This is a genomic window from Lentzea kentuckyensis, from assembly GCF_002150765.1.
Classification (GTDB): domain Bacteria; phylum Actinomycetota; class Actinomycetes; order Mycobacteriales; family Pseudonocardiaceae; genus Lentzea; species Lentzea kentuckyensis.
The window spans coordinates 74107-91986 of record NZ_MUYM01000136.1; the positions used below are offsets into that span (position 1 = coordinate 74107).

General features: G+C 68.9%; 17 protein-coding genes. 2 read left to right on the forward strand and 15 right to left on the reverse strand.

Annotated elements, in window-relative coordinates; all coding sequences use genetic code 11:
- The first annotated feature begins 48 nt into the window (after window positions 1-48).
- On the forward strand, window positions 49-393 hold the full coding sequence (locus B0F77_RS42345; RefSeq protein ID WP_086668711.1) for an ANTAR domain-containing protein: 345 nt from the start codon (window positions 49-51) through the stop codon (window positions 391-393).
- On the opposite strand, the gene treZ is transcribed toward B0F77_RS42345, so the two are convergent.
- The 7 genes from treZ to B0F77_RS42380 all read right to left on the reverse strand — a co-directional run bounded on the left by treZ (window position 312) and on the right by B0F77_RS42380 (window position 9909).
- A complete protein-coding gene (gene treZ, locus B0F77_RS42350) occupies window positions 312-2000 on the reverse strand; it encodes a malto-oligosyltrehalose trehalohydrolase (RefSeq protein ID WP_086668712.1) in 1689 nt (562 codons plus the stop codon). The genes B0F77_RS42345 and treZ overlap by 82 nt on opposite strands.
- Window positions 1997-4075, reverse strand: a complete 2079-nt coding sequence (treY, locus tag B0F77_RS42355) for a malto-oligosyltrehalose synthase (RefSeq protein WP_086668713.1) — start codon at window positions 4073-4075, stop codon at window positions 1997-1999. Before treY ends, treZ begins: the two co-directional genes overlap by 4 nt.
- The gene (gene glgX / locus B0F77_RS42360) at window positions 4075-6180 is read right to left on the reverse strand and encodes a glycogen debranching protein GlgX (RefSeq protein ID WP_086668714.1); all 2106 of its coding nucleotides are present in this window, start codon (window positions 6178-6180) and stop codon (window positions 4075-4077) included. Before glgX ends, treY begins: the two co-directional genes overlap by 1 nt.
- Before the next feature lie 62 nt (window positions 6181-6242).
- Window positions 6243-6545 carry a hypothetical protein gene (locus B0F77_RS42365; RefSeq protein ID WP_086668764.1) on the reverse strand — a complete coding sequence of 101 codons (303 nt, stop codon included), beginning with the start codon at window positions 6543-6545 and terminating at the stop codon, window positions 6243-6245.
- Window positions 6546-6638: 93 nt separating this feature from the next.
- Entirely contained in the window at window positions 6639-8453 is a 1815-nt protein-coding gene (locus tag B0F77_RS42370; RefSeq protein ID WP_086668715.1) for a 4-alpha-glucanotransferase, read from the reverse strand.
- A 105-nt stretch (window positions 8454-8558) separates the two neighbouring features.
- Window positions 8559-8984, reverse strand: coding sequence for a RidA family protein (locus B0F77_RS42375; protein ID WP_086668716.1), 426 nt, complete (start codon window positions 8982-8984; stop codon window positions 8559-8561).
- A gap of 13 nt (window positions 8985-8997) precedes the next feature.
- On the reverse strand, window positions 8998-9909 hold the full coding sequence (locus tag B0F77_RS42380; protein WP_086668717.1) for a LacI family DNA-binding transcriptional regulator: 912 nt from the start codon (window positions 9907-9909) through the stop codon (window positions 8998-9000).
- A gap of 31 nt (window positions 9910-9940) precedes the next feature.
- Here B0F77_RS42380 and B0F77_RS42385 point away from each other — a divergent pair, with 31 nt between their 5' ends.
- The gene (locus B0F77_RS42385; RefSeq protein WP_086668718.1) at window positions 9941-10390 is read left to right on the forward strand and encodes a peroxiredoxin; all 450 of its coding nucleotides are present in this window, start codon (window positions 9941-9943) and stop codon (window positions 10388-10390) included.
- Here the strand turns inward: B0F77_RS42385 and B0F77_RS42390 are convergent.
- The 8 genes from B0F77_RS42390 to B0F77_RS42425 form a co-directional block, all read right to left on the reverse strand.
- Entirely contained in the window at window positions 10377-10886 is a 510-nt protein-coding gene (locus B0F77_RS42390) for an MmpS family transport accessory protein (RefSeq protein WP_143467208.1), read from the reverse strand. The genes B0F77_RS42385 and B0F77_RS42390 overlap by 14 nt on opposite strands.
- A 43-nt stretch (window positions 10887-10929) precedes the next feature.
- A complete protein-coding gene (locus B0F77_RS42395; RefSeq protein WP_086668720.1) occupies window positions 10930-11499 on the reverse strand; it encodes a TetR/AcrR family transcriptional regulator in 570 nt (189 codons plus the stop codon).
- 2 nt (window positions 11500-11501) lie between these two features.
- Window positions 11502-12452, reverse strand: a complete 951-nt coding sequence (locus B0F77_RS42400; protein ID WP_086668721.1) for an LLM class F420-dependent oxidoreductase — start codon at window positions 12450-12452, stop codon at window positions 11502-11504.
- A gap of 66 nt (window positions 12453-12518) precedes the next feature.
- The gene (locus tag B0F77_RS42405; protein WP_245849376.1) at window positions 12519-13175 is read right to left on the reverse strand and encodes an O-methyltransferase; all 657 of its coding nucleotides are present in this window, start codon (window positions 13173-13175) and stop codon (window positions 12519-12521) included.
- Between the two features lie 13 nt (window positions 13176-13188).
- Complete coding sequence (locus tag B0F77_RS47465) at window positions 13189-13893, reverse strand: L-tyrosine 3-hydroxylase (RefSeq protein WP_143467209.1); 705 nt, start codon at window positions 13891-13893, stop codon at window positions 13189-13191.
- Between the two features lie 50 nt (window positions 13894-13943).
- Window positions 13944-15455, reverse strand: a complete 1512-nt coding sequence (locus B0F77_RS42415; protein ID WP_245849378.1) for an HAL/PAL/TAL family ammonia-lyase — start codon at window positions 15453-15455, stop codon at window positions 13944-13946.
- Between the two features lie 98 nt (window positions 15456-15553).
- A complete protein-coding gene (locus B0F77_RS42420; RefSeq protein WP_158102985.1) occupies window positions 15554-16279 on the reverse strand; it encodes an SDR family NAD(P)-dependent oxidoreductase in 726 nt (241 codons plus the stop codon).
- Window positions 16276-17718, reverse strand: a complete 1443-nt coding sequence (locus tag B0F77_RS42425; RefSeq protein ID WP_245849384.1) for an AMP-binding protein — start codon at window positions 17716-17718, stop codon at window positions 16276-16278. Before B0F77_RS42425 ends, B0F77_RS42420 begins: the two co-directional genes overlap by 4 nt.
- Window positions 17719-17880 lie beyond the last annotated feature (162 nt).

Consider the following 17880-nt stretch of genomic DNA (forward strand, 5'->3'; position numbering starts at 1 on the left):
GTCCCACCGGCATGCCGCTGTGACACGACGACGCGAAAGGAGCAGGCGGTGCCGTCCGCGAGAATCACCGCCCTCGAGGCCGAGGTGGCGGGGCTGCGCAAAGCTCTGGTGTCCCGGACTGTCATCGGGCAGGCCACGGGCCTGATCGCCGCACGCAAACCCTGCACACCCCAGCAGGCGTTCCAGCTGCTGGTGCACATCTCTCAGCACCACAACATCAAGCTGCACGTCGCCGCCGACCGGCTGGTCATGGCGTTCGTGCACGCGCATCTGGGACGGCCCGTCAACGTGGCCGACCAGATGCTGTGGGATCACGTCGACGCGACCACCGCGAACGACTCCGGTGACAGCGACGACGGGTTCGCCGAGGAGGTCAGCAGCACGTCTCCCTGAGGCAGCGGGACGGGGGTCGTGCCGAGGTTGACCACCACGCGGGTCGTGCCGCGGTGCAGCACCAGGCACTCCCCGTCCTGCTCCACCAGGAACCTGTCCAACCGCGGATCGGCCAGCTCGGGCCGGGAGCGGCGCAACGCGATCAGCGCCCGGTAGGTCTCCAGCACCTTCGCGTGATCCCCCTCGGCCAGTTCGTCCCACTTGAGCCGTGAGTTCTCCACGGTCCGGGGCGACATGGGGTCCGGCACGTCCGACTCGCCCCAGCCGTGCCGGGAGAACTCGCGGCGGCGGCCCGTCCGGACGGCCTCGGCCAGCTGCGGGTCCGGGAAGGACGCGAAGAACTGCCACGGCGTCGAGGCGGCCCACTCCTCCCCCATGAAGATCATCGGCGTGTACGGCGAGCACAGCACGATCGCCGCCGCGCACAACAACTTCCCGGTCGAGACGGTGGCCGGCAGCCGGTCACCCGTGGCGCGGTTGCCCACCTGGTCGTGGTTCTGCGTGTACGCGAGGAACCGGTGACCGGGGATCAGCGCGGTGTCGACCGGCTTGCCGTGGTGCTTCTCCCGGAACGACGACCAGGTCCCGGCGTGGAAGAACACCTTCTCCAGCGTGTTCTTCAACGCCCCCGGCGCCGCGAAGTCCTCGTAGTAGCCGAAAGTCTCGCCCGTCAGTGCCACGTGCAGACAGTGGTGCAGATCATCTGACCACTGCGCGTGCAGCCCGTAACCGCCGCCTTCGCGCGCGGTCACCAGTTTCGCGTCGTTCAGGTCGGACTCGGCGATCAACGTCAACGGCCGCCCGACCCTCGCGGACAGCGCGTCCACCTCGGCCGCGAGCTCTTCGAGCACGTGCACCGCCCGCCGGTCGGCCAGCGCGTGCACGGCGTCGAGCCGCAGCCCGTCGACGTGGAAGTCGCCGAGCCACTGCAGGGCGTTGTCGATCACGTACCGGCGCACCTCGTCGGAGTTCGGCCCGTCGAGGTTCAGCCCGGGGCCCCAGTCGTTGCGCCCGGCGAAGTACGGCCCGAACTTGTCGAGGTACGCACCGGACGGGCCGAGGTGGTTGTAGACCACGTCGAGCAGCACGGCGAGACCACGCGCGTGGCAGGCGTCGACGAACCGCTTGAACCCGTCCGGCCCGCCGTAGGGGCTGTGCACGGCACCCCACAGGACGCCGTCGTAGCCCCAGCCCTCGACGCCGTCGAAGCTGTTGACCGGCATGACCTCGACGAACGTGATGCCGAGGTCCACCAGGTGGTCGAGCTTGGGGATGGCGGCGTCGAACGTGCCCTCCGGCGTGAACGTGCCGATGTGCAGCTCGTAGATCACACCGCCCGGCAACGCACGGCCGGTCCAGCCGCTGTCGGTCCACTCGAAGTCGTGCGTGTACACGCGAGAGGCCTCGTGCACGCCGTTGGGCTGCCACAACGACCGCGGATCCGGGTACGCGTTGCCGTCGATGACGAACGCGTAGTCCGTGCCCTCGGCCGCCAGATCGATCTTGGCGGCGTGCCACCAGTCGCCGTCGCGCTTCATCTCGTGGTCGAAACCGTCGACGCGCACGTGCACCGATTCGGGCGTCGGTGCCCAGACCGAAAAGCTCACGATTCCCCTCGCACCAACAGTGCCACCGGATAGCGGTCGAGCAACGACGCCAGCTCCTCGGCCGCCGGCCGCCCGGTCAGCACGTCCGTCCACTCCGGACCCGGCAACGGCAGAACCGTGTCCTGCCAGCCCTTCTGCTCCAGCCCGACCGGCAGCCGGGTCGCCACCGTGATCACGCCGGACCGTTCGAACGCCAGCACGTGCTCGGCTGCGGGCCCCTCGGCGTGCAGCGGCCGGTAGCCGCGCAGACCGCGCTTGCGCACCTGCAAAGCCTTCCGCACAACGAGAAGCTTCGCCGCACCCGAGTCGTCGACCTCCGGCAGCCAGCCGGAGTCGATGCGCTCCAACAGCTCGCGGCGCACCTGGTAGTCGACCGGCCGGCGGTTGTCCGGGTCGACCAGCGAGAGGTCCCACAGCTCGGTGCCCTGATAGACGTCCGGCACGCCCGGCGCGGTGAGCTGGACCAGCTTCTGCCCCAGCGAGTTCGACCAGCCGGGTGCCTTGATCCGTTCGGCGAACGCGCTCACCTCCGGCTCGTTCACCGCCTTCGCCGGCCACGCGGCCACCTCGGCGTCGAACTCGGCGTTCCGGTCGACCCAGGACGTCCTGATCTTGGCCTCGCGGGAGGCCTTCTCCAGGTACTGCCCCAGCCGTTCCTCGGTGATCGGCCAGGCGCCCACGAGCGACTGCCACGCCAGCCGGTTCAGCGACGGTTCGGAGATGCCGTGCTTCTCGGTCATCGCGGACTCGAACGCCAGGTACTCGTCCGGGATCTCCGCCAGCACGGCCAACCTGGCCCGCACGTCCTCCGAGCGCTTGGTGTCGTGCGTCGACAGCGCGGTCATGGCGTCCGGCTCGGCGGCTTCCCGGTTCGCCGCCCGCTGGTGGAACTCGGTGACGGACAGCCCGAAGCGGTCTGGCGAGCCACCGACCTCGTTGAGCGCCACGAAGTTCGTGTAGCGGTAGAACGCGGTGTCCTCGGTGCCCTTCGCGACGACCATGCCGGACGTCTGCTGAATCCTGGTCGCCAGCTCACCGTGCGGGTCGGCCCGCACCTGCTCGTCCAACGCGCGCACAGCGGGTGATTTCGACAGCGCGACCGCGGTTTCCCAGTACCGTGAGCCTTCCGGCAGGTACGACCGGTACACCGGGAAGTTGACCATGACCTCGGCGACCGCGGCACAGGCGTCCTCGAACGGCACACCCGTGACGAGCCGGGCGATCCGGCGCACCTCGGCCACCAGGATCGAGTCCGCGACCTGCCGCCGTGACGAACGCTCGACCTCGTGGAAGTCGCCGTCGAACCGATCGGTCGGCGCGATGAACACACCGCAGATCTCGCGCAACGCGTCGTAACCCGTGGTGCCGTCGACCGGCCAGCTCTGCGGCAGCGACTCGTCCGGCCCGAGGATCTTCTCCACGACCAGCCAGCCGTCGAAGTGCTCGCGCAGCCGCCGGAAGTAACCGCCGGGATCAGCCAGCCCGTCCGGGTGGTCGATCCGCAAACCCGTGACGCCCCAGGACAACACCTCGCGGTGGGTCGCCTCGAACACCTCGGGATCCTCGACCCGGACCGCCGCGAGCTCGGTGATGTCGAAGAACCGCCGGTAGTTCAGCTCGGTGTTGCCACGCCGCCAGTTCGCCTTGAGGTAGTGCTCGTGCACCTCGTCTTCGGCGTCCTCCGCGAGCACCGGCAGCAGGACCTTGCCCTCCGACCAGTCGATGTCGAAGTACCGCGCGTACTTCGACTCCTGGCCGTGCGCGAGCACGTCCTCCCACCACGGGTTCGGCACGACCATGTGGTTCGGCACGATGTCGACGACCAGGCCGAGCCGGAGTTCCTCCAGCCGCTGCTGCAGAGCCCGGCGCCCGTCGTCGCCCCCGAGCTCCGGCCGTGCACGGGTCGGGTCCACGACGTCGTAGCCGTGCGTGGAACCCTCCCGCGCGTCGAGCATCGGCGACCCGTACAACGCGCCAACACCCAGGCGCGCCAGGTAGTCCGCGATCGCGGCGGCGTCGGCGAAGGTGAAGGACGGGGTGAACTGGACGCGGTACGTGGAGGAGGGCGCGCCCATCAGCCCACCCGCTGCAGCACGACGAGCGACCGCGCGATGAGGGTGAGCTGCCCGCTCGCGGCGATCGCTTTCTCGCTGTTGCCGACCTGCCCGGTCGCCGTGTCGACCACGACCCTCCACTCAGGACCGTACTCGGAGTCCGGCAGCGTCACCTGGATGTCCTCGTAGTGGCCGTTGAACCCCATCAGGAACGAGTCGTCGACCACCCGCATGCCGCGCGAGTCGAGGTCGGGGATGCCCTCGCCGTTGAGGAAGACGACGATGCACTTGCCGAAGTCGTCCTCCCAGTTCTGCTCGGTCATCTCCTCGCCGGACGGGGTGAACCACGCGATGTCGCGCAGCTCCTCGCCCTTGCGGATCGGCCGGCCCGCGAAGAAGCGCTTGCGCCGGAACACCGGGTGCGCCTTGCGGAACGCCGCCAGCGCCGAGGTGAACTCGACCAGCTCGGCGTTGCTCTCCAGCAGCGACCAGTCGACCCACGAAACCTCGTTGTCCTGGCAGTACGCGTTGTTGTTGCCGTGCTGCGTGCGCCCGAACTCGTCGCCGTTCACGATCATCGGCACACCCTGCGACAACAACATGGTCGCCATCAGGTTCCGCCGCTGCCGAGCTCGCAGCGTGCGGACCTCCGGATCGTCCGTCGGCCCCTCGACACCGCAGTTCCACGACCGGTTGTGGCTCTCGCCGTCCTGGTTGTCCTCGCCGTTGGCCTCGTTGTGCTTCTCGTTGTACGACACCAGGTCGTTGAGCGTGAAGCCGTCGTGCGCCGTCACGAAGTTGATCGACGCGTACGGCCGGCGCCCGTCGTCCTGGTAGAGGTCGCTGCTGCCGGTGATGCGCGACGCGAACTCGCCCAGCGTCGCCGGCTCCCCGCGCCAGAAGTCGCGGACGGTGTCGCGGAACTTGCCGTTCCACTCCGTCCACAGTGGGGGGAAGTTGCCGACCTGGTACCCACCGGGCCCGACGTCCCACGGCTCCGCGATCAGCTTGACCTGCGACACCACCGGATCCTGCTGCACGACCTCGAAGAACGTCGCCAGCCGGTCGACGTCGTAGAACTCGCGGGCCAGCGCCGCCGCGAGGTCGAACCGGAACCCGTCGACGTGCATCTCGGTGACCCAGTACCGCAGCGAGTCCATGATGAGCTGCAACGTGTGCGGCGTGCGCACGTTCAGCGAGTTACCGGTGCCCGTGTAGTCCGTGTAGAACTTCGGGTCGTCCTCGACCAAACGGTAGTACGCCTCGTTGTCGATACCGCGCATCGACAGCGTGGGCCCGAGGTGGTTGCCCTCCGCCGTGTGGTTGTAGACGACGTCGAGAATGATCTCGATCCCGGCCTCGTGCAGCGCCCGGACCATGCCTTTGAACTCCTGCACCTGGTTCAACGGCAACGCCGAGTAACCGTCGTGCGGCGCGAAGAACCCGATGGTGTTGTAACCCCAGTAGTTGCTGAGCCTGCGCTCGGCCAGCGTGTGATCGCTGATGAACTGGTGCACCGGCATGAGCTCGACCGCGGTGACCCCGAGCTTGATCAGGTGATCGATCATCACCGGGTGCGCGAGGCCCGCGTAGGTGCCCCGCAGCCGCGGCGGGATCTCGGGGTGGTCGATCGTGAGGCCGCGCACGTGCGCCTCGTAGATGACGCTCTCGTTGTACGGCGTCCGCGGCAACCTGTCGTTCGTCCAGTCGAAGAACGGGTTCACCACCACGGACTTCGGCACGTGCGGCGCGGAGTCGGCGTCGTTGCGCTCGTCCGGCGATCCGAACTTGTACCCGTACAACGCCTCGTCCCACGACAGGCCGTTGGAGATGGCCTTCGCGTACGGGTCGATGAGCAACTTGTTCGGGTTGCACCGCAGGCCTCGTGCGGGATCGTACGGGCCGTGCACGCGGTATCCGTACTTCTGCCCAGGTCCGACGCCCAGCAGATAGCCGTGGTGGACGAAACCGTCCACCTCCGGCAGCCTCACGCGTGTCTCGGTGCCGTCGTCGTCGAAGAGACAGAGTTCGACGTACTCGGCGACCTCGGAGAACAGGGCGAAATTCGTACCAACGCCGTCGTAACCAGCGCCGAGCGGGTAGGGCCTTCCGGGCCAGGGTCGCACGATGCTCCTCGTCACAAGCAACAGCTACCCAGCGACCCTATCCGCCTAACCCGTACCCGGCATCACACTCCTTCGTGTGCCAGCACCAGCTGCCCACGTGCGGCCGTGAGCAACGTGCGTGCTTCCTGGATCTCGCAGTACTTCAGGTGTTCACAAGCGGCCTCCGCACACGCCAGCGCGTGCTGCAGGGCGATGTTGTCCTCCACGGGACCTGCGTCCCGCAGCGCGTCACGCAGGGACTCTTCCGCGCGCCGTGCCCCGACCACCGGGTCGCCGAGTGCAGCGGGTCTCACCGAAGCGAGGACCTGCTCGACGGCCAGTTCAAGCACGCCGGTTGGTGTCCGCGTGCTCACGGCTGAGCTCATCTGGTACGCCACCTCCAAAACGTTCGTCGTCCGCCGTCGGGTGACGGCCTTACAGTACTCCGCAGGCACGTGACCTGCCGTTACGTGGAAGTTTCATCTATCGCGGCCGCGCAGCGGCCGGGTGATCTCCCGGACGCGCGGGAAGAAGTCGTCCAGTGCCACCGGCAGGGGGATTCTCCAGTTCGGGTGCTCGTCGATCGTGCCCGGCACGTTGGGCTGCCGGGTTTCCCTCAGAGCGTCCTGAGGTGAAGTCAGGACCAACGCGCAGGGCGCCTGCGCGAGCAGCTCGTGGGCGCCCGCCACCCGGTCACGCGGGTCGATGCCCTCCTGGCGCATCAACTCGTCGAAATCCGGGCCGTCCTGCCCCGCGAAGAAGGTCGCCGCGGTCGGCAGGTCGTGTGTGGAGATGCTGGCCATCTGGTTCGGGTTCCACTGCGACGGCGGGATCAGCGGGTGGCCGGGGGCGTAGTAGTCGCGCTGGAAGTAGAGGACGGCGCTGGTGAGCATGCCGTTCTCCTGCAACGTCTTCGTGACGACCGGCTCGACCGTGCCGAGGTCCTCGCCGACCACGACCGCGCCGGCCCGGTACGCCTCCAGCGCGAGCACGCCGAGCATCGCGTCGGCGTCGTAGTAGACGTAGGTGCCGCGCGACGGCGGCTCGCCCGGCGGGATCCACCACAGCCGCCAGAGCCCGGCGACGTGGTCGATGCGGATGCCGTCGGCGTGCTGCAGGACGCTGCGCAGCACCTGCCGGAACGGCCGGTAGCCGGACTCGGCGAGCTTGTCCGGGCGCCACGGCGGCAGGCCCCAGCCCTGGCCGTCCGCGCTGAACGCGTCCGGCGGCGCACCGACCGTGACGTCGATGGCGAACGCCTCCGGGTCGGCGAACGTGTCCGCGCCGCCCGGATCGACTCCCACCGGGAGGTCGTGGATGACGCCGATGGCCATGCCGGCCTCGTGCGCGGCCAGCCGGACGTCCTGGAGCTGGCGGGTGCAGAGGTGCTGGAGCCAGGCGTAGAACGCCACCCGTTCTCCAGGCGGATCCTCGCGATCCTCCGGCCACTTGCGCCAGTCCTTGCCGTGGATCTCGGCGAGGGCGCAGTAGGTGGCGAACTTCTCCAGCTCGGCGTCCATCTCGACGTCGCCGCCGGGGAAGAGCAGCTCCAGCGCCTGCTTCTTGGCGTCCCAGATCGCGTCGTAGTCGATCAGGTCCTGGTTGTCGGGCCGGAGGCCGCGGATGAGCTGCCGGGTGCGCGGGCGGGCCTGCAGGAACTCGGCGGTGTCGGTGACGCGCAGGTACAGCGGGTTCGCGAACCGGCGGCTGGTCGGCGAGTACGGCGAGCGTTCGACGGGATGCGTCGGCGACGGCGCCTGCACCGGGTTGACCAGCACGACGCCGGCGTCCAGCTCCAGACTGCTGCGCCGCGCGATGGTGGCGAGGTCGGCGAAGTCGCCCATCCCCCACGAGTCCTTCGACCGCGCCGCGTAGAGCTGCAGCATCCAGCCCCAGGTGTGCGGCACGTCCGGCAGCGTGCGCGGCGCGACGGCCAGCGTGATGGTCTGCGTCTCGGTGCGGATCCGGTGCCAGCCGAGCGGCAGCGAGTCCGGCAGGTGACGTTCGGTGTCGAAGCTGGTGCCGTCCTCCAGCTCGATCGTCGCGGGGCCGCGCAGGTCGTACGTCTCGTACTCGCGGATCACGATCGTGGGCGGCAGCGCCCGCTCGGCCCGCTTCGCCTCGATCTCGGCGAGCGCGCGGGCCACGGAGTCCTCAGTGGACGCGTCGACGCCGAACTGGGCGAGGATCTTGACGACGACCTCGGTGTCGACGGTGACCTCTTGCTGGTCCGAGTTCTCGTACCGAGTGGCAACGCCCCAGGCGTCCGCCAGCCGCGCCACCAACTCCTCCACAACTACAAGCTATGTCACAGCTCGGTGCGTATTACCAGAGCAAATGGTCCCTGGTCACCCGAAGGGTGCAGGCCAGTTGGGACACATACCGAGAGATGCATTTGGTTAAACATCCGATGCTTCGCCGGGAATCGCCACGACGGCCTCGACCTCGACCAGAAAATCGGGCCCGAACAACGCAGCCACCTGAACCAGCGTGCTGGCCGGGTTGTGCACTTCGCCGAGCGCGGGCCGCAGAATCTCGTCCCGCACGTCACGAATGGTCTGAACCTCACGAGCATCCAGCACGAACCACGTGAACTTGATGACATCCGACCAGTCGGCGCCAAGATTTTCGATCACGTGATGAAGATTGCTCAACGCCTGCCGCGTCTGGGCGGCCAGGTCGTCCACCCCGACCACGCACCCGGCGGCGTCGACCGCCACCTGCCCGGAGATGAACGCGAGCTTCCCGCTCACCGCCACCGCGTGGGCGTAGCCGGGGGTGGTCGGCAGCGCGGGCAGCTCGGTCAAACGCTCTTCGGCGGGCATGACGCCACCGTACTCAGGAGACCGGCCCGCTCGAGTTCCGCACGACCAGCCGGACGTGGTGTTCGGCCGGTTCGATCTCCCCGCCCCGGATCAGCGTGAACAGGTCCGCGACCGCGCGCTCCCCCTGTTCCTTCGCCGCGCCCTCGACCGCGGTCAGCCCGACCACGCGGGTGAGCTCCTGCCCGTCCAGCGACACGATGGAGAGCTCGTCCGGCACCGCGCGTCCGTCCCGCTGCATGCGCAGGTAGATGCCCAGCGCGGCGGCGCCGTTCGAGCTGATCACCGCGGTGGGCAGGCGTTCGCCGTCGAGCAGCACGTCGACCACCTGCTCGCCGCCGTCGACGGTCGGCGAGCACCACACCGTCCACTCCGGACGCACCTCCAGGCCCGCCGACGCCAGGATCTCGTCGTACGACTCGTCGACCCCGTCGGACAGCACCAAAGCCACGTCGCGGTGGCCCAGCGCCATCAGGTGCGACACCGCGGTCCGCAGGGCGTGCCGGAGATCGGCGTCGTCGACCTTGATGTGCGGGACCTCGAGTGACGCCAGCACGGCCTGTTCGGCCGGGGTCGTGGTGATCGAGAGCAACAACACACCGTCCACCCGGCGCCCCAGCGGCAGTTCGTCGAAGAACTTCGCCCGTGAGGCAGCATCCCCGAGCACGTAGAGCAGCACGTCGTAACCGGCCTGCCGCAACGCGCCCTCCGCGCCCGCCAGCACCGGGCTGACCTCGGACGTCAGCACCGCGATCGCGTACCGGCGCCCGCCGGCGAGCGACGAGGCGTCGCGCGCGATGGCGTACTTCATGCGCCGCGCGACCTCGCTCACGTGCTGCCGCGTCGCCTCGGACACGCCCGGTTCGCCGCGCAGGGCCCGCGATACGGTCGCAGCGGACACCCCTGCGGCCTTGGCCACATCGGACATGCTGGTCACGGCCCGAGCGTATTGGAGATCCATGAAGCCAGGCGACCTCGCCCCCGACTTCTCCCTGCCCGACCAGGACGGCACCGAGCGCAAGCTGTCCGATCTCCTGAACGACGGCCCGGTCGTGCTCTTCTTCTACCCCGCCGCGATGACGACCGGCTGCACCGCGCAGAGCTGCCACTTCCGCGACCTCGCCAAGGAGTTCGAGGAAGCCGGGGCCCAGCGCGTCGGCATCTCGCGCGACGACGTGGCGACGCAGAAGAAGTTCGCGGAGCTGAACGACTTCGACTACCCGCTGCTGGCCGACGTCGACGGCGAGGTCGGCGAGCAGTTCGGCGTGAAGCGCAGGTTCGGGCCGATCCCGGTCAAGCGGCACACGTTCGTCATCGGCACCGACCGCCGGATCATCGAGGTGATCAAGAGCGAGTTCTCCATGAACTCGCACGCGGACAAGGCGCTGGAGGCGCTCAGGAGTCGGTGATCGTCAGCACGCCGTAGGGCCCGGAAGCCTTGCCCTCCCGGACGGTTCGGCCGTCGATCGTGTACTTGCCGTGCACCTCGGCGCCGTCCGGGCCCGCCACCACCACGAGCATCACCGACGCGGACGGCTCGCCGGCGGGCACCTCGATGGTGTGCGTCCACGGCAACGGCACGTTCATCGGGTTCTGCACCGACGAACCGACCGTCGCGGTGATGGTGAACGCCTTGCCGGTGCCGGTCACCTCGAAGACCACGGACTTCTTGGCGGCACCGGGAGCAGTGGGCGGAGAGGGCTGAGGCCGCACCGACAACACCGGATCCTCGGCTGATTCGGAAAGCTGCCGCTGCACCGCGTCCACCACCCGCGGGCCGTAGACAGCACCACCCACGGCCAGCAGCGCGACGATCAGGAACAGCACCCACGGCCACTTCGGCGCCCGAGGCACCTCGTGCAGCGGTGGCGCGAGCCCGTACTCCGGTGGCATACCTGACGACATGGCGACCCCCCTACCAGGGAAGTCGATCTCGTCACACCCGGTGTTACCGCAGGCCCGCCAGCACGAAGTCGGCGATCTCCCCGGCCAGCTGGACAGGCGGTTTCGGCCCGTCCGGCCGGTACCAGATGGGCAGCTGGTTCACCACGCCCACCGCGATCCGCACCACGGTGTCCGCGGGCACTTCCGAGTTGAACTCCCCGTCCGCCTGTCCCTTCTCGATCACCGCGAGGAACGTGTCGTGGTAGCGGCGGCGCTCGGCGCGGAACTCGGTCATCCGGTCCTCGCCGAGCCGGTGCAGCTCGCGGACGAACACGGCGGTCTCGTCGACCCGTTCGGCCGTCGAGACGACCAGCGACACCAGGATCTCCCGGACCGTGTCGGCCGAGGACAGCCCGAGACCGATGATCCGGTCCATGTCGGCGGACTGGGAGGTGATCAGCAGCCGGTAGATCTCGAAGAGCAGGTCGTCCTTCGCGCGGAAGTAGTGGTACAGCGCGCCTTTGGTCACCTCGGCGGCCGCCACGATCTCCTGCACCGAGGTCGCGTCGTAGCCCTGCGCCGCGAACAGGCGGACGGCCGCGTCGATGATCTTCTGCTCGGTCGGGCCGGGCATCGTCAGGCCCGGGGTGCCAGTGCGCGTACCTGCTCGACCTGGTCGCCACCGGTCGGGAGCAGGGCGATGATCGGGGTGTCGACGCCGGCGGTCTGGTACTCGGCGACGCGTGCGCGGCACTCGTCCATCGAACCGTGCACGACCAGCGCGTCCACGACCTCGTCCGGGATCGACTTCGACGCCGCCTTGCGGTCGCCGGCCGCCCACGCCTCGTGCATCGGGCGCAGCACCTCGCCGCGGCCCAGCCAGTCGTGGAACGCCGCATAGGCCGGCACGGTCAGGTAGGTGCTGATCAGCATGCGTCCCAACGCCCGTGCGGCGTCGGCGTCCTCGGTCGGGCACACGAAGATCCGCGCGGCCAGCTCGGCGTCCCCGAGCTCGGCACGCACCTGCGCAACGTCGGTCGCGGCCAGCCAGTTCGTGATCGCGCCGTCGGCCTCGCGACCGGCCAGGCGCAGCATGTTCGGGCGCAGCGCCGCGAGCATGATCGGCACCTTCTCGGCCGGCGGGCGCTCCAGCTTGAAGCCCTTCACCGAGAACGTGTCGTAGTCGGCGCTGACCTTCTCGCCCGCCAGCGCGGCCTTGAGGAAGCGCAGCGTGTCGCGGGTCCGCTTGAACGGCTCCTCGAACGGGATCGCGTTCCAGCGCTGCACGATCGCGGGCGACGACGAGCCGATGCCCAGCACGAACCGGCCGCCGGTCACCTCGGCGAGCGTCGCCGCGGTCATCGCGAGCGTCGCCGGGCCGCGCGTGTAGACGGGCGCGATCGCCGGGCCGAAGCGCAGCTCGGAGGACCACTGCGCCGCGAGCGCGAGCGGCGTGAACGCGTCCGTGCCGGTCGTCTCGGCCGACCACACGTCCGTGTAGCCGAGCCCGGCCAGCTCGGACACCAGCGCGCGGTGCTCCAGCACCGGCACGCCGATCAGCGGCAGCGTGATTCCCCAACGAGCCATGAACGCCTCCAGGTCAGCGACTGGAGACCACCCTACCGACCGGTCGGTATGCCCACAACCGGACCTCTATTTCTTGCGGGCCATCGTCAGGCCGTCCGCGATCGGCACGAGCACCGACTCGACGCGCGAGTCGGTGCGCACGAACCTGTTGAACGCGTCGATGGCGGCGGCGTTGCCCTCCGGCTGTTCGTCCGCGGCCTCGCCGTAGTAGAGCGTGTTGTCCGCGAGCAGCAGGCCGCCCTGACGGACCCGCGGCACCAGCAGGTCCCAGTAGTGCACGTACCCGACCTTGTCCGCGTCGATGAACACCAGGTCGATGACCGGCTCGTCCGGCAGTTCGGCGAGCGTCTGCGCGGCCGCGCCGAGGCGCAGGTCGATCCGGTCGCGCACACCGGCGGCCTGCCAGGCCTCCTCGGCGATCGCGGTCCACTCGGTGGAGAGGTCGCAGGTGATGACCTTGCCGGACGGGGGCAGCGCCTGCGCGAACGCCAGCGTGGAGTAGCCGGTGTACGTGCCGACCTCGACCACGGTCTGCGCGCCGGTGAGCTTGACCAGCAGGGACAGCAGCACCGCCTGCTCGTGCGGGATCTGCATCTCCGCCGAGTCGCCGAGCTCCAGCGTCCGCGCGATCAGCTTCTCCTGCACCGCGCTGGGCCGGCCTGCCTGTTCGCGCACGTAGCGGTAGATCTGCGGGGTCATGACCACGGCCTTGAAGTCGTTCACGCGCGGCCTTCTCTCATAGTCGGGTGACGAACGTCCTGAGTGTCTCTCCGTACTCGGGCCGCAGCGGGTGTTTCGCGAGGTCACGACCGATAGCGGACAGAACGGCGGCGCGGTGCGCGTGATAGCGGCTCACGCACACGTTCTCCCGGCTGACGAGGAAGAACTCGTCGAACCGGGCGCGCTCGGCGTCGGTGGTGTGCACGCGCGTTCGCCCCGACTCGCGCAGCAGCGAGTTGCCGCCGGGCACGAGTCTGCGCATGACCTCCATGTGTGCCAACAGGTTCGCCTTGCTCGCGGTGGAGAGCGGCGCGGCCGCCACGGGCCCCAGTGCGGTACGGGCCCGGCGCAGCAGACCGGGCACGGGCTCGTAGTCACGTGCCCACCGCCCGCTGAACGCCGGGTCGAACGCCACCATCATCGGCCGGATGACGTCCTCGTACACCTCACGGGAACAACTGCCCGAATAGGCAAGCATCACCGAGTACGCGTCATATCCAAGCGCAGCGAGGCGGACTAGTTGCGAATCAGGCTCGCGTATCAACCGATCGAGTGAATCCGAAAGAAACCTCCAGACCAGAAATGCGCCGTGATGACCGAGAAACCACCGGTGCACGGCAAGATCGACCGGGTCTTCGGGGGCGTTGATCCCGATCGGAATCTGATAGCAGCCGGTCGAGCACGGAATCAATTCCGCACCCGGCATCGGCATCCGCAACACGGGCAGATCGACCCACGTGTGCCCCCACGCGGGCAGGCAGACCGGAGCACTCATCGCACACCCTCCACTTCGGACACGACGGCGTCCAGCAGGTCCGCGACCCGGCCGAGGGCGGTGTCGAGCGGTCGGTCCTCCACGATCGGCGGCACCTCCGCGGCCAACCGGTCGAACACCGCCGCGAGCCGTGGCGCCCGCGGGCGGCGGGCGCCGACGTGCACCGCCTGGCGCAGCGCCACCGCGAGCCCGGCGTGCAGGTACCGCAACAGGTTCGCCTGGTCGAGCGCGGTGAACGCGGCCTGCGTGCCGAACGGGACGACGTCCTGGTTGTGCAGGTTCGTCGGCAGGCTCTGCGCCGACGCCGGAACGGCGGCGCGGCGCATCGCGGCCACGGTCGCCGTCGCGGAGATCTGCACGCCCTGCAGCGCGTGCTGCCGGCCGGGCTCGGGACTGAGCATCGGCGGCAACCCTCCGCTGCGGTGCGGATCGACCAGCAGGTCGAGCTGGCGTTCGGCCAGGTTGCCCAGCTGCACAAGCGCGACGTTGAGCTGGTCGGCCGCGAAAGCACTGGGCTGACTGAAGAAGTTGCCGCCGTGCACGACCTCCTTGGTCTCCGGGAAGAACAACGGGTTGTCGCTCACGCCGTTGAGGTCGCGGCGCACCACCTCCTCGGCGTGCCGCACGCTCGTGCCGGCCGCGCCGATCAGCTGCGGCGTGCAGCGGATGCTGTAGGCCTCCTGCAGCGGGCGCGCACCGGAGGGTGTGCTGCCCTCCAGCCAGGTCCTGATCGCGGCACCGGTGTCGGCGACGTCCGGATGGCCGAACGCGGCCAGTAGTCCAACCGACGTGAACTCCAGCCCGCACCCCAGGACGTCGGTCATCAAGGCGGACAACAACTCCGCGGTCCGGCGCGCGCGGATGGCCTGTGCGACAGCGAGTCCGAGTGCTGCGGCGGTCACCGAAACACCGTTGACCAACGCGAGCGCGTCCCGGCCGCCCAGCTCCAGTTTCGTGAGCCCGGCACGGGCAAGCGCTTCCTCCGCGAGCATGAGCCGCCCTTGGAACAACGCGTTTCCGTTGCCTCGCAGCGCATGCGCGACATAGGCGAGCGGCTGGAGATCCCCACTCGCGCCGAGCGAGCCGAGTCTGGGCACCGCCGGGGCGAACTCGGTGTCCAGCATGGCGCACAGCGAGTCCACGACCAGATCCGACACCCCGGATCTCCCCTGCGCCAACGAGAACAGCCGCGCCAGCACGGCCGCGCGGGCGACGGCGGGCGGCAGCAGTTCACCGTGGCCGACGATGTGGTGAATGATCGTGTTGTCGCTCTGACCGGCGCCGTCGGCTCTGCCCTCGAACTCCACGAGTGGCCCGAAACCCGTTGTGACACCGTAGATCGCGCGTCCGGAGCCGCTGACCTCGAGCACGAACTCGTGGCACCGCGCGACCCGATCTCTCACCGCACCGGGAAGTTCGACGTGCAACGGATCGCGCGCCAGTTCGAGGTGGGCTGGTTCGAGAGCCGCGGCCAGGTTGACGGCAGCGGAAGAAGTTCCGACAGGCACGACGCCTCCTGTGGACGACATGGGGAGCCACTCGCGACGATCCCCGTTGACCTGTCGTCGAGGAAGGGCCTTAGGTACGCACTACCCGAGGAAATTTCTCAGCGGTCCGCCGGCGTGATCAAGCCACCGGAGAGGTGATCGAACTCTCCGCTCACGATTCGGGCCAAAAGACCGGCCGACTGCTCCACCGGGGTGAACCTGCCCTGCACGCACTGAGATCTTGCCCACCGTGAGATCCGCTGCTGGTGCGGATCATCGGACTCCATGGTGGCGCCGCGGCGCATCAGGCCCACGTCCACCATTCCCGGGTCGTAGTTCAGGATCGCGATCGGCTGGTCCTTCAGCTCGATCGCGAGGTTCTCGGCCAGCTTGATCACGGCGGCCTTCGACACCGAATACGCCGTGACGTAAGGCCATCGGTGCACACCGGCGTTGCTGACCACGTTGATGATCCGCCCGCTCGTCATCGTGCGGATCGCGGCGTTCGTGGCCGCCGCGGTGCCGCGCAGGTTCACCTCGAACGTCTGCCACCACTCGTTGTCGTCGACCTGCCAGCTGGGCCCGACCGGTCCGCCGAGCGCGCCGTTGTTCACCAGCACGTCGATCCCGCCGAGGCTCTCGATGAGCTTCGGCGTCGCGTCGGGGTCGCCGAGGTCCGCGACGTGTGCTTCGACGTCGACGCCTTTGGCCCTGAGCTCGGCTTCCGCGGTCTCGAGCGCCTGGTCGTCGCGCCCGGTGATGATGAGCCGATGTCCTTGCGCGCCAACGGCTTCGCTGAACGCCCTACCGAGTTCCTTGGCGCCACCGGTGATGAGCACCCTCACCGGTGTGATTCCTTGAGCAGCCGTCGCAGGATCTTGCCGGAAACGGACTTCGGTATCTCGTGCACGAACTCAACCTGGCGCACCTTCTTGAAAGGCGCTACCTCCGCCGCCACGAACGCCATCAGTTCCTCCGCGGTGACGTCGCCTTGAGTCACCACAAAGGCCTTGGGCACCTCGCCGTTAACCCGATCGGGCGCACCGACCACGGCGGCGTCGCTCACCGCGGGATGCCGCCGCAACAACGCCTCCAGCTCGGCGGGCGCGACCTGGTACCCCTTGTACTTGATCATTTCCTTGATCCGGTCGACCACGTGGAACCGGCCGTTGTGGACTCGCACGAGGTCGCCGGTGCGCAGCCATCCGTCCACGAAGGCCTGTCGCGTGGCCTCCTCGTCGTTCAGGTAGCCGTCCATGACCTGCGGACCGCGGATCAGCAACTCGCCTTCGGCGGCGTCGTCGCCGGTGCCCGGTTCGACGATGCGCGCCTCGGTGCCGGGGCAGAGCACGCCGACGCTAGTGGGATCGCTGTCCAGGTCACCATCGATCGTCTGGTGCGTGCCGCCCGCCTCGGTCAGGCCGTAGCCCTGCCGGATGGGTGCCCCCAGTTTCCGTTCGGCCTCCTGGCGGATGCCCTCGTCGAGCGGGGCGGCGCCGCAGAGCACGAGCTTGAGGTGGAGGCCGGGAAGCGGGCCGTCGTGGTCCGCGATCGCGGCGGCGAGCGGCGGAACGAGGAACGCGCGCGTGACGCGGTGGTCGGCGAGGCGCCGCAAGTAGGTACCGGCGTCGCTGCGAGGCAGGGTCACGAGCGTGGCGCCGCCGAGCAGGCCGGAGTTGAGGATGATCGTGAAGCCGTAGACGTGGAAGAACGGCAGGTTCGCGGCGAGGACGTCCGTCTCGTCGATGCGCCAGCCGGGCCGGTGCTGCTCCAGGTTGGCGACGATCGCCCGGTGACTGAGCTTGACGGCCTTGGTGAGACCGGTCGTGCCGCTGGAGAAGAGGACGACGGCGATCGCGGCGGGGTCGCCCGGCGGGAGCGTTTCGGTGTCACCTTCGGGAAGGTCGTCGAGGTCGAGCGTGCGCGTGACGTTCGCGAGGCCCTTGAGCCGTTCGGTCTCGCCCGGCGTGAGCATCGGGTTGAGCAACGCCGCGGTCGCGCCGGCCGCCATCACCGCGAGCAGCCCGACCGCGTACCTCGGCCGGTTCAGGCTGGCGATCGCGACCGTGTCACCGGGCTTGATCCCCGCTCCGACCAGGCCTTTCGCGGTCCGCTCGACCTGGGTCCTGAGCTCCGCGTAGGTAAGTCGTTCGCCCGTGACAGCGTCGAGGAGCGCCGGCTTGTCGTGACGCGGCGCGAGAACGTGCTCGGGCACGGTGGCTTCGGGAACGACCACCGCCGGCAGGGGGCTGCGGTAGATCACGTGCGCGACTCCGTTGTCCACGCCGCCGCGCCTCATGCCCGGCGGCGTGGCCGGAGACTATCCGCACTCTTCGACGCCTACTAAGCACCTGACCAGAAGTCTTGTCCGAAACCTCACGACTCGTTGATGCCGAGCGCGTCTGCAAGTACTACCAACTCTTGATCGAATCGCCCTCAACTACAC

Bases quoted from the DNA above. Each gene is read 5' to 3' on its own strand.
- treY (WP_086668713.1), bottom strand. From the start codon at position 4,075: ATGGGCGCGCCCTCCTCCACGTACCGCGTCCAGTTCACCCCGTCCTTC.
- B0F77_RS42365 (WP_086668764.1), bottom strand. From the start codon at position 6,545: ATGAGCTCAGCCGTGAGCACGCGGACACCAACCGGCGTGCTTGAACTG.
- B0F77_RS42375 (WP_086668716.1), bottom strand. From the start codon at position 8,984: ATGCCCGCCGAAGAGCGTTTGACCGAGCTGCCCGCGCTGCCGACCACC.
- B0F77_RS42380 (WP_086668717.1), bottom strand. From the start codon at position 9,909: ATGTCCGATGTGGCCAAGGCCGCAGGGGTGTCCGCTGCGACCGTATCG.
- B0F77_RS42385 (WP_086668718.1), top strand. From the start codon at position 9,941: ATGAAGCCAGGCGACCTCGCCCCCGACTTCTCCCTGCCCGACCAGGAC.
- B0F77_RS42390 (WP_143467208.1), bottom strand. From the start codon at position 10,886: ATGTCGTCAGGTATGCCACCGGAGTACGGGCTCGCGCCACCGCTGCAC.
- B0F77_RS42395 (WP_086668720.1), bottom strand. From the start codon at position 11,499: ATGCCCGGCCCGACCGAGCAGAAGATCATCGACGCGGCCGTCCGCCTG.
- B0F77_RS42400 (WP_086668721.1), bottom strand. From the start codon at position 12,452: ATGGCTCGTTGGGGAATCACGCTGCCGCTGATCGGCGTGCCGGTGCTG.